The sequence below is a fragment of the Cupriavidus sp. R6-3 genome, from assembly GCF_059772245.1.
In genome coordinates, this window is sequence record NZ_JCBAJO010000009.1 from 50,201 (window position 1) to 61,125 (window position 10,925).

The following is a 10,925-nucleotide window of genomic DNA, read 5'->3' on the forward strand; positions in this document are numbered from 1 at the left end:
TATAGAAAGCGCGTTTCGCGCCCGGTTCCCGCGAATCTCGCCGCCGGGCCATGTTGGCGCGGCACGGCGGCGGACCCGGCCTCAGGCATTCAGGGTGGCATTCATCGTGATCGGCGCCTTCATCAGCTTGGACACCGGGCAGTTCTCCTTGGCGGTCTGCGCGCACTTGTCGAAGGCGGCCTGGTCCGCGCCGGGGATGCGCACCGCCACGTCGAGATGGATGGCCGTGATACTGAAGCCGCCGCCTTCCTTCTCCAGCGTCACGGTGGCCTTGGTGTCGATGCTGTCCGGCACCATGCCCGCCTCGCCGAGGATCAGCGACAGGGCCATCGAAAAGCAGCCGGCATGCGCGGCGCCGATCAGTTCCTCGGGGTTGGTGCCGGGGCCGCCCTCGAAGCGCGCCTTGAAGCCGTATGGCGCATCCTTGAGCACGCCGCTCTGGGTCGAGATCGTGCCGCCGCCGTCCTTGATGCCGCCTTGCCATCTTGCCGATCCAGTCTTCTGCATAGCCATGCGCTCCGTCGAAGTTGTTACAGATCAAGGGCCGGCCGCGCACCGTCCGGACCGACCCAACCACGTCCCACAATAGGACGCGAACGGACGATCGGCCAGCGCAGGGCCCCAATCGCCGTGTGGTCCGCCGGGCGCACAGGGTGCGCACGATCCTTGCTAGCAGTGATCGTTCCGATTCCTGCTGCCCCGAGCCGATGCTTCACCCTCCCCGCGTCTATCTGTACCTCGACACCGTGGCCCGCTGCGGCTCGATCCGCAAGGCGGCCGAACAGCTGCATGTCGCATCCACCGCGCTGAACCGCAAGATTCTCGAGGTGGAACAGCAGATCGGCACGCCGCTGTTCGAGCGGCTGCCGCGCGGCGTGCGCCTGACGTCGGCCGGCGAGGTCCTGGTGGCCACGATCCGGCGCAGCCTGGCCGACCTGGACGCGGCCGCGGCGCAGATGGCGCAACTGCGCGGGCTGGTGCGCGGCTCGGTGCGGATCGCGTCGGCGGAGTCGGTGGCAACCGATTTCCTGCCCGATGCGATCGGCCGCTATCAGGCGCGCCATCGCGGCGTGCAATTCCATGTGGCGATCGGCGGCACCGATGCCCTGATGGATGCGCTGAAGCAGGACGACGCCGACCTGCTGCTCGCGCACGATCCGCCTGCCAGTCCGCTGCTGCAGGAGCTGGCGGCCGCGCCGCAGCCGTTCTGCGCGATGATGCGGCCGGACCATCCGCTCGCGGCCCGGCGCACGCTGCGGCTGGCCGACTGCGCGGCGTTTCCGGTCGCCCTCGGTCCGGTCAACTTTGCCAGCCGCCGGCTGATCGAGGCCATTGCCGCGCGCAATCGGCTGCATCTGTCGGTGATGCTCGAGGCGACCACGGTCGAGACGCTGAAGGGTTTCGTCCGGCAGACCGATGCGATCTGCTTCCAGTTCCATGCCGGCACGCTGCGCGAAACGCGGCAGGGCACGCTGACCGCGGTGCCGCTGAGCGATCCGGAACTGGCGCTGGGCCGGCTGGTGCTGGCCACGCGCAAGGGCCGCGCGTTGCCGCCGGCCGCGGCCGCATTCGCCGAACATCTGAAGACCGCCATCGGGGCGCTGCACCCGCCGTTGACGTTGGTCGCGTAGTGGCCGGCCGGTATCCGCTCGACAGCCCCTCGGTGACCGCTCATTGGCCGCTCATTGGCCGCTCATTGGTGGCTGCCCATTGGCCGCTCATTGGCCGTTCATTTGGCACTCGGTAACCGCGTAGCCTCGGTAGCCGCGAAGCGCCCGGCGTCGGCTCTGCGCGCCGATCCGGCTGCACCGTCCTTGCCCCGGCACCGCACACATTTTGCGCTCGCGTCGCGCGAAAAATGATGGTGGTCGGTCCCGCCCGATTTCCGCACACTGATCCGAACGCCCCGTCCTACGGCCGAGCCAGCCGAGCGGGGCCGACGCGCACGATCACGGCGACGTCACGACAAAAACATCACAACGAAGCACGAGAGAAATCAGGGTCAACGATGGAGGTTTGCATGACAACAACGAAATCCGGGCCGGCGCGCGCGCTGGCGGCCGCCATGGCGGCATTGGCAAGCGGGGGCGTGCTGGCGCAGTCCAGCGTGACGCTATACGGGCAGGTCGACACCTACGTCGGCAGCAACAAGGCGGTCGGCGGCGATCGCGCCTATGTGCTGGGCGCCGGCGGCATGCAGACCTCCTACTGGGGCATCAAGGGCACCGAGGACCTGGGCAACGGCCTGAAGGCGATCTTCGACCTGAACGGCTTCTATCGCGCCGACGGCGGCCGCGCGGGCCGCTTCGATGCTGACGGCATGTTCACGCGCAGCGCCTACGTCGGGCTGCAGAGCGACAGGGCCGGCACTCTCCGGCTCGGGCGCAATACCACGCCCTATTTCCTGTCGACGATCCTGTTCAATCCGCTGGTCGATTCGTACCACTTCTCGCCGACCATCTTCCACACCTATGTCAGCAGCAATGGCGGCACGGTCTACGATCCGGGCATCGTCGGCGATTCGGGCTGGAGCAATTCGCTGGTCTATTCGTCGCCGAAGTTCGGCGGGCTCAGCTTCAACGCGATCTACGCCTTCGGCGAGCAGGCCGGCGACAACGGCAAGAACAAGTGGGGCGGCAACGTGCTGTACTTCAACGGCCCGTTTGCCGCGACCGTCGCCTTCCAGCAGGTCAAGTTCCACAACACGCCGGGCGACGTGACCTCGCCGGCCGCGATGGTGGGCTTTCGCAAGCAGAACGCCGTACAGGCCGGCCTGAGCTACGACTTCAAGGTGGTCAAGCTGTTCGCGCAGGGCCAGCACATCCGATCCGATATCGACAGCGCGACCGGCGACATCAAGCACACGAACGGGCAGATCGGCGCTTCGGTGCCGATCGGCGCGGGCAGCCTGCGGCTGTCGTATGCCTACGGCAAGGTCAAGAACGAGGTCGCCGACGTCGAGCGCAACACCGCGGCGGTGGCCTACGACTACAACCTGTCAAAGCGCACCGACGTCTATGTCGCCTATTACTACGACAAGGTCGGCGGCCTGTCCCACGGCAACAACTACGGGGTCGGCGTGCGCCATCGCTTCTGATCGCCCGGTGTCGCCGGTGTCGCCGGTGTCGCCGGTGTCGCCGGTGTCGCCGGTGTCCTCGGTGTCGGCCTGGGAGCGCGCGGCGCCTCTGGTCAACCGGTGACGTCGCGCGTCAGTTCGCGCGTCAACCAGGCCTCGAAACGGTGCACCGCGGGCCGTGCCTGTGCATGGTCCGCGGTCACGACCTGGTATTCCATGCCGTCGATTCCGGCATCCGGCAGTACCACCTGCAGCTCGCCGCGGGCGAGCAGCGGCAGGATCAGCGGCGTGCGGCCGATCGCCACGCCCGCGCCTTCCGCGGCCGCGGCGACGACGTGCTCGTAGCGCGAGAAATACAGGCACGGCTGGCTGGCCACCGGCGTCAGGCCCAGGCGGCGATACCACTCGCCCCACGACATCCAGCCAAAGCGCGCATTCGGATCGTGATAGACCAGCAGCGTCGCGGCACGGATGTCGTCCGCCCGATGAATGCGCGCGGCGACCTGCGGCGCCGCCACCAGCATCAGCCGTTCGCGCAGCAGCGCGGTGGGGGCCTGCCCCGGCTGGCTCAGCCGGATCGCCAGGTCGAAGCCATCCCTGTCCAGATTGGCGATTGCCTCCGAGGCGTCGATGCGCACGTCGATCTCCGGCGCCTCCGCCTGGAACCGCGCCAGGCGTGGCACCAGCCAAAGCGAGGCAAATGACGGGGTGGTGGTGACGGAGATCGCGCTGCGCTCCGGTGCGATCAGGCGCTCGACGGTGCCGGCCAGCTGTTCGATGGCCTCCCTGGCGGCCTGCTGCAGCAGGCGTCCCTCGGGCGTCAGCGACAAGCCCTTGGCCCCGCGCAGGAACAGCGGCACGCCAAGCGCGTCCTCCAGGCTCTTGATCTGCTTGCTGATGGCCGACTGCGTCAGGCACAACTCGTCGGCTGCGGCGGTAAAGCTCAAATGCCGCGCCGCGCTGTCGAATCCGCGCAGCGCATCGAGCGACATCGCGCGCAGGGCCTGGGAAGCGGCCTGGCTGATTGGCGTCATGGCGGGCTGATGCGGAAAAACGCGCGACCAAATGCGCGGACAGAGGCCGGCACAAATGCCCGGACAGAGGCGTGGACACAGGCGCGGACCGAAGCCGATAGGGATATGGCCCCGATGGCGTTGTCATCGGCGGTGGCCATGATCCGCCGGAATACCGGGGATGACGAAACATCCGGCCAGCGAATCAGGCGGGTGGCCACAATGACAAGGCGCCCTTTCTCGATGCGGGGCACGCCAGGAGACTGCCATGCATGCATTGGCTGAACTCGACGGAATGGATGGGACCGACCGGATCGGCAGGATTGGTCTAATTGGCCGCATTGGCCGCATTGGCACCGAACCGCTTCGGCTGGTGATCGGCCAAGGATACACCGTCGTTTGCCTGCAAGGCGCGGTATGGCTGACCTGCGAATCGGAGGATCGCGCCGAAGCGGCGCAGGATATCGTATTGGCGTGCGGGGAGCGTTTCGATGCGCGGCGCACCGTTACCGTTATCGTTTCGGCAATTCGGCGGCGGCCGGCCCGTATTGCGTTGACCCGGCGCAATACGGAGGATCGGCTCGATTGTAAGAAAAGACTTAATTGAGTGCCGTCAATGTCTTGCACATTGTCTTGTCGCAATGTCTTCTTGCAAGCAGACTTGGCGGAACCGGTGCAAAACGCGGGAATTCCCGCAAAAGACCAATGGGTATGCTGGCGCCCGTGGATCGGCTATCGCACAGAATCGCAGGCGGGCCGGCGGCAAATCGCATCCCCTGGCAGGACATCGGCCGCGTCGGATATTGCGATTCGACGCATTACCGTTCGCGAAATGCAATAACGCACGACCTTACACGCCCGGACTTACACGCACGACCTTACTCGGCGATCAGGAAGCGATCGCGATTCTTGCCCAGCCATGCCGGTGCGCGGCCGCGGCCGGACCAGGTCTTGCCGGTCTTGGGATCGCGGTATTTGGCCGGCGCCGGCGTACCCGAGCGTCCCGCCGATTTGCGAGGACGGCCACGGCGGCGCGGTGCCAGATCCTCGGCCGTCAAACCGTAATCCTCCATCAGCTGCTGGATCTGGGCGATCACCGTCGCCACTTCGGTTTGCCTGGCTTCCTCAAGTTGCGCTTCGAGTTTTTCCTTTTCTGCCAGTAATTGTTTGTAAGTCGCCATCGTCATTCCTTGCCAGTTGTAGGGTGCCGTTATGCTAGCTCACGGTTATGTGCGCGTCACTATAAAAAATGTAATCCAATAAGACAGAATCACAATATTCGGCAATTACATAATAATGCGCACCCCCGCAATGTCGAGGCGGGGATGCGCGGCAAGCCGCATAACGGCAATGGCAAGGAACGCCGCCACGGCGGCATTTAACCGGCTCAGGCGCGCAGCCGGGCCTGTGCGTCGCGCAACGCGGCGCGCAATCCTTCTTCGATCACGGGGTGATAGAACGGCATCGCCAGCATCTGATCGACGGTCAATTGCTGCTGATAGGCCCATGCCAGCAGATGGGCGATATGTTCGGCGCGTGGCCCGATCCATTCCGCACCGAGAAAACGCCCGCTCGCCTTGTCGGCATAGACATGCATCAGCCCGCGATTCTTCAGCATCACGCGGCTGCGCCCCTGGTCCTCGAAGCTGACCTCGCCGGTGACGAAGCTGTCGGCCGGCAAGTCGGCATAACGCTGGCCGACCATGGCCAGTTGCGGATCGGCGAACACCACCGCGATCGGCGCACGGCGCGGCACCGGCGAGACCTGCGGCCAGGCGGCGGCATTCTCGCCGGCGCTCTTGCCCTCGTCGGCGGCCTCGTGCAGCAGCGGCAGGACATCGTTGGCGTCGCCGGCGATGAAGACCGGCGCCGAGCCGCATTGCAGCGTGGCCGGGTCGAACACGGGCACGCCGCGCTCGTCCAGCTCCAGCCCGGTGTTTTCCAGGCCCAGATTGCGCACGTTGGGCTGGCGGCCGGTGGCGGCCAGCACATAGTCGAAGCGCTCGGTGACCGCATTGCCGTCGCGGTCGATGAACGAGATCACCGCCTCGTCGCCTTCGCGCGCCATGTCCGTGACCTTGGCATCCGGGTCCAGATAGAACTCCTGCTGGAAGGCCTGGGCGGCATAGGCGCGAATCGCCGGGTCGGTCAGCGGACCGACGCCCCCGCGCACGCCGAACACGCGCACATGCACGCCGAGCCGCGACAGCGCCTGGCCCAGTTCGAGGCCGATCACGCCGGGGCCGAACACGGCCACGCGGCGCGGCAGGTCCTGCCAGTCGAAGACGTCGTCGTTGACCACCAGCCGGTCGCCGAACACGCGGAAGGGCTGCGGCACGGCCGGGCTCGAGCCGGTGGCAATGACCACGCGGCCGGCGCGAACCACGGTGCCGTCGGCATCGTCGCCGACCTGCAGCACCGTGTTGTCGATGAAGCGGGCATGGCCGCGCAGACGGTCCTGCTCGGGAATATTGTCGACGCCACGGACCACGAAGCCGACGAAGCGATCGCGCTCGCGCCGCACGCGGTCCATCACCTCGCGGCCATCGATGCGGATCTGTCCATCGACATGGACCCCGAACGGCGCGGTATGGCGCAGCTCGTGCGCGGCCTCGGCCGCCGCGATCAACAGCTTCGACGGCATGCAGCCGACGCGCGCGCAGGTGGTGCCGTATTCCCCGCCTTCGATGATCACGGCCCGCTTGCCGGCGGCCTTGGCGGCGCGATAGGCCGCAAGGCCGGCGGTGCCTGCGCCGATCACGGCGATGTCGGTGACGATGGTTTGCATGGCGAAATTCCTGTTCGGAGAGACGATGGGTGAATTGGAGCTATTCGGGATGTTCGAAGTATTCGGGGCGGTTCAATCCACGGACCCGAGGGCGGCACGCCGCCATCGGGTCCGGCGACTGCCGGACCGCGCCACGGAACAATCAGTGGAATCGGGGGATAAAGGCGCTGCGAGCGATCAGGCGGCCAGATACTGCTCGACCTGCTCGGCGCCGCCGATCAGCTTGCCGTTGATGAACACCTGCGGGGCGGTCATCGTGCCGGACACCGCGCCGAGCACCTTGCCGCGGATCTTGTGTTCCAGCGGCACGTCGATGTACTGGTAGCCGTTGTCCGCCAGCAGTTGCTTCGCCTTGGCGCAGAACGGGCAGCCTTCCTTCGAGAACACCACGACCTGGTCCGGCTTTTTGGCGTCCGGGGCGACGTAGGCGAGCATCGTGTCGGCGTCGGAGACCTTGAACGGGTCGCCCGGCTCTTCCGGCTCGATGAACATCTTGTCGACCACACCGTTCTTGACCAGCATCGAATAGCGCCAGCTGCGCTTGCCGAAGCCGAGGTCGGTCTTGTCCACCAGCATGCCCATGCCGTCGGTAAATTCGCCGTTGCCGTCGGGAATCATCACGATGTTCTCGGATTCCTGGTCCTTGGCCCACTCGTTCATCACGAAGGTGTCATTGACCGAGACGCACAGGATCGCGTCGACGCCGTGTTTGGCGAAAACGGGCGCCAGTTCGTTGTAGCGCGGCAGGTGGGTCGACGAACAGGTCGGGGTGAACGCGCCGGGCAGCGAGAAGACCACGACGGTCTTGTTGTCGAACAGCTCCGCGGTGTTCAGGTTCTTCCATTCATTGTTCTCGCGGACGCGGAACGTGACATTGGGGACGCGTTGGCCTTCACGGGATTGCAGCATTGGGATCGCTCCTGGTTGGGTAGTAGGTTCGGGTTTCCGGGGTGAGATTCTTTGTGCTGCGTGGTTATGTGTCGCAGCGAAGGCCCCATTCTGGCGACGCCCCCTCCATTTGTACAATTTATCATTTAAACCGTTGTCATTAGGTATAGCTATTGGCCGCCTTCAGGCGTGGCTGCCGCCTTGCCGGGGTCCCCGGCCCCGCCTGCGTCGGGCCAGGCACCGGCATAGACCTCGACAAAGCGGTCCGGGTCCAGATAGCGCCGGATCGCCGCATTGACCTGCTCGACCGTAGTCTGGTCGATGCGGCGCTCCAGCTCTTCGGTGAACGCCATGGTCTGGCCGACGAACAGCTGATAGGCCAGCATCGAGACCAGCGCCTCGTCGCGGCTGCGGGTGACCACCCCCTGCTGCCGCAGTCCGCTCCTGGCCTCGGCCAGTTCTTCCTCCGTCACGCCCTCGCGCAGGAAGCGCCGCAGCTCCCGCTGCACGCCGGCCTTGAGCCGGGGCAGGTTCTGCGGGGCAAAGGAGGCCTGGATGCCGAAGCGGCCGGCGGTATCCAGCGCGCCGATCCGCAGGTAGCTGGTGGCGCCATAGCTGATGCCCTCCTGCTGGCGCAGCCGGTCGGCCAGCCGGCTCTTCATCGAGCTGCCGCCGAAGATCCGGTTGGCGATCGCCAGCGCCGCATAGTCGGGATGGTCCATCGTCATGCCGATCGGCAGCGCGGCGATGAAACTGGCATTGGCCTTGTGCGGCGTCGGCACGGCCAGGCTGGCCGGATGCAGCGGCAGGAAATCGCGCTCGACGCGGGCGAACGGCATCGGCGCGCTCCAGTCGCCGAACAGCGCCTGCACCTGCTGCCGGGCGGCTTCGGCATCGAAGTCGCCCACCAGCGCGAACTGCGCATGGCTGGCGCCGTAGAAGCGCCGATGGAAGTCGCGCAGTTGCTCGAGCTGGACCGCCCGCAGCTCGGCGATCGATTCCTCCAGCGTGGGCACATAGCGCGGGTCGCCCTTCGGATAGGGATTGCCGTGCCGGCCCAGCACGACCGGAGCAAGCGCCTCGGGCTGCCGTACCTGGCTCTGGATGCCGGCGACCGCAGTGGTGCGCAGCACCTCGAATTCCGCGGCGGGCAGGGTCGGTTCGCGCAGCACATCGCGCAGCAGCGTCAGGACCTGCGGCAGATGTTCGCGCGGCGCCTGGAAGCTGACGGTCACGCGTTCGGCGTCGCCCGAAACCCCGACCGTCGTCCTCAGCGACTCGAAGGCATCGATCAGCTGCTGCCGATCGCGTCCGCCGGCGCCGCGCATCAGCATGCCGGCGGTCAGCGTGCCCACCGCGTCCAGGCCGCGCAGGCTGTCGACATCGCCCAAGCGCAGCACCAGTTGGCCGTGCACGCGCGCACCGCGCGTGGGCTTGGGCAGCATCGCCATGACCATGCCGTTCGGCAGCGTCGCGCGCAGCGTATGCGCCTCGATATTGGCGGGGGTCGGCGCGAACGGTGCGACCGGCGCGTTGCCGGGCTTGCCGCGATAGCCGCGCGTCAGCTCGGCCAGGTCCGGCGCCGGCGGAATCGCGACGTAGCTCGGCACGTCGACCGGAATGAACTGGCCCAGCGTGCGATTGGTGCGCTGCAGATAGTGGCGGGCGACGCGATTGACGTCGTCGACCGTTACCCGCTCGATCTGATCCCGCGCAGCCAGCATCAGCCGCCAATCGCCCTTGGCGATGGCTTCCGACAGCGCCACGCCGTAGCTGGCCGGATCGTTCAGCATGCGTTCGTAGCCGTTGCGCGCGCGACGCTGCGCGCGGTCGAGTTCCTCCTGCGTGATCGGCTGGGCCGCGATGCCTTCCACCAGCTCAAGCAGTCCGGTGCGCGCCGGCTCCAGCGATTGCGCCTTGCCGACCTGCGCGAGGAACACCACGCTGCCCGGCTGCTTCAACGCTCGCAGAAAGCCCGTTTGCGACGCGGCCTTCTTCTGCTCGACCAGTCCGCGATACAGCCGGCCTCCCGGTATCGCGGTCAGGATATCGACCAGCAGCGTCATCGCGGCGGTATCCGGATGCGCGCCCGGGCCAATGTGGTATTGCGCGGCCACGACCTGGATATCGCCGGGCCGCTGCAGCAGGATTTCGCGTGGCCCTTCCTGCGGCGGCTCGACGGTGTACTGTTCCGTCAGCACGCGGTTGGGCCTGGGGATCGCGCCGAAATAGCGGCTCACGCTGGCCAGCGTGCGGGCCGGATCGAATTGCCCGGTGATCACCAGCACCGCGTTGTCGGGCTGGTAGTAACGACGATAGAAGGCCTGCAGCGCATCGATGCCCACGTGCTCGATATCGCTGCGCGCGCCGATCGGCGCCTTGCCGTAGTTGTGCCAGTGGTAGGCGCTGGCCGCCAATTGGCGAAGCAGCACGCCAGTCGGGCTGTTTTCCCCGCGCTCCAGCTCGTTGCGCACCACCGTCATCTCGCTGTCGAGCGCGCTGCGCGAGATCGTGCTGTTGACCATGCGGTCCGCTTCCATGCGCAGCAGCCAGTCCAGGTTTTCCTCGCTGGCGGCAAAGGTAGCGAAGTAATTGGTGCGATCGTGCGCGGTGGTGCCGTTGAACTGCATCCCCCGGCTCGCCATCTGCCGGCCGATCGCGCCATCGGGAACGCTCGGCGTGCCCTTGAACAGCAGATGCTCGAGCAGGTGGGCCATGCCGCTTTCGCCGTAGCTTTCGTGCCGGCTGCCGACCAGGTAGGTGATGTTGATCGTGGTGGTCGGCTCCGCCGCATCCGGGGCGAGCAGCACGCGCAGTCCGTTGGGCAGGCGGTACTCGGAGATGCCTTCGGCGGTGGCGACCGGCGTGGGCAACGCCGGCGCCGCCTCGCCGGCTGATGCGGGCGGCGGCACGCCCGCCGGTTCCACCGACGCAGGCGCGGCATGCGCCACGCCAGGGCCGCAGAACGCGGCGCCAAGTCCCGCGGTAAGCACGGCGCTCAGGACGGCGCCAAGGACCCTGATCGGGATGGCGGACAGGACCGGGCCGGCAGCGCTGCAACGCATGGGATCTCCGTGGTGGATCAGACAGACAGGTGGACGCGCCTTTGGGTGCCCACCTTCGGGTGCCCGCCTTCGGGTGCCCCTTCCGCGGCGCGCAT

9 protein-coding genes are annotated in these 10,925 nt (G+C 66.9%); 3 read left to right on the forward strand and 6 right to left on the reverse strand.

The features are described 5' to 3' along the window. Positions 1-81 precede the first annotated feature (81 nt). Positions 82-507, reverse strand: coding sequence for an OsmC family protein (locus AC6EI8_RS03600; RefSeq protein WP_149316384.1), 426 nt, complete (start codon positions 505-507; stop codon positions 82-84). Positions 508-707: 200 nt separating this feature from the next. Between AC6EI8_RS03600 and AC6EI8_RS03605 the strand changes: the two genes are divergently transcribed. Next, the gene (locus tag AC6EI8_RS03605; RefSeq protein ID WP_498381283.1) at positions 708-1,631 is read left to right on the forward strand and encodes a LysR family transcriptional regulator; all 924 of its coding nucleotides are present in this window, start codon (positions 708-710) and stop codon (positions 1,629-1,631) included. A 389-nt stretch (positions 1,632-2,020) separates the two neighbouring features. Beyond that, complete coding sequence (locus tag AC6EI8_RS03610; RefSeq protein WP_498381284.1) at positions 2,021-3,097, forward strand: porin; 1,077 nt, start codon at positions 2,021-2,023, stop codon at positions 3,095-3,097. A 92-nt stretch (positions 3,098-3,189) separates the two neighbouring features. Here the strand turns inward: AC6EI8_RS03610 and AC6EI8_RS03615 are convergent, their stop codons facing one another. Further along, positions 3,190-4,110, reverse strand: a complete 921-nt coding sequence (locus AC6EI8_RS03615) for a LysR substrate-binding domain-containing protein (RefSeq protein ID WP_498381285.1) — start codon at positions 4,108-4,110, stop codon at positions 3,190-3,192. 247 nt (positions 4,111-4,357) lie between these two features. Between AC6EI8_RS03615 and AC6EI8_RS03620 the strand changes: the two genes are divergently transcribed. Further along, positions 4,358-4,696, forward strand: a complete 339-nt coding sequence (locus AC6EI8_RS03620; protein ID WP_498381286.1) for a DUF2917 domain-containing protein — start codon at positions 4,358-4,360, stop codon at positions 4,694-4,696. 271 nt (positions 4,697-4,967) lie between these two features. Here the strand turns inward: AC6EI8_RS03620 and AC6EI8_RS03625 are convergent, their stop codons facing one another. The 4 genes from AC6EI8_RS03625 to AC6EI8_RS03640 form a co-directional block, all read right to left on the reverse strand. Continuing rightward, a complete protein-coding gene (locus AC6EI8_RS03625; protein WP_149316543.1) occupies positions 4,968-5,270 on the reverse strand; it encodes an H-NS histone family protein in 303 nt (100 codons plus the stop codon). A 206-nt stretch (positions 5,271-5,476) separates the two neighbouring features. Beyond that, positions 5,477-6,877, reverse strand: a complete 1,401-nt coding sequence (locus AC6EI8_RS03630; protein WP_498381287.1) for a dihydrolipoyl dehydrogenase — start codon at positions 6,875-6,877, stop codon at positions 5,477-5,479. Between the two features lie 177 nt (positions 6,878-7,054). After that, on the reverse strand, positions 7,055-7,786 hold the full coding sequence (locus AC6EI8_RS03635; protein WP_422650825.1) for a glutathione peroxidase: 732 nt from the start codon (positions 7,784-7,786) through the stop codon (positions 7,055-7,057). A 149-nt stretch (positions 7,787-7,935) separates the two neighbouring features. Continuing rightward, positions 7,936-10,830 carry a M16 family metallopeptidase gene (locus AC6EI8_RS03640; RefSeq protein ID WP_498381288.1) on the reverse strand — a complete coding sequence of 965 codons (2,895 nt, stop codon included), beginning with the start codon at positions 10,828-10,830 and terminating at the stop codon, positions 7,936-7,938. Positions 10,831-10,925 lie beyond the last annotated feature (95 nt).

Bases quoted from the DNA above. Each gene is read 5' to 3' on its own strand.
- AC6EI8_RS03600 (WP_149316384.1), bottom strand. From the start codon at position 507: ATGCAGAAGACTGGATCGGCAAGATGGCAAGGCGGCATCAAGGACGGC.
- AC6EI8_RS03605 (WP_498381283.1), top strand. From the start codon at position 708: ATGCTTCACCCTCCCCGCGTCTATCTGTACCTCGACACCGTGGCCCGC.
- AC6EI8_RS03610 (WP_498381284.1), top strand. From the start codon at position 2,021: ATGACAACAACGAAATCCGGGCCGGCGCGCGCGCTGGCGGCCGCCATG.
- AC6EI8_RS03615 (WP_498381285.1), bottom strand. From the start codon at position 4,110: ATGACGCCAATCAGCCAGGCCGCTTCCCAGGCCCTGCGCGCGATGTCG.
- AC6EI8_RS03620 (WP_498381286.1), top strand. From the start codon at position 4,358: ATGCATGCATTGGCTGAACTCGACGGAATGGATGGGACCGACCGGATC.
- AC6EI8_RS03625 (WP_149316543.1), bottom strand. From the start codon at position 5,270: ATGGCGACTTACAAACAATTACTGGCAGAAAAGGAAAAACTCGAAGCG.
- AC6EI8_RS03630 (WP_498381287.1), bottom strand. From the start codon at position 6,877: ATGCAAACCATCGTCACCGACATCGCCGTGATCGGCGCAGGCACCGCC.
- AC6EI8_RS03635 (WP_422650825.1), bottom strand. From the start codon at position 7,786: ATGCTGCAATCCCGTGAAGGCCAACGCGTCCCCAATGTCACGTTCCGC.
- AC6EI8_RS03640 (WP_498381288.1), bottom strand. From the start codon at position 10,830: ATGCGTTGCAGCGCTGCCGGCCCGGTCCTGTCCGCCATCCCGATCAGG.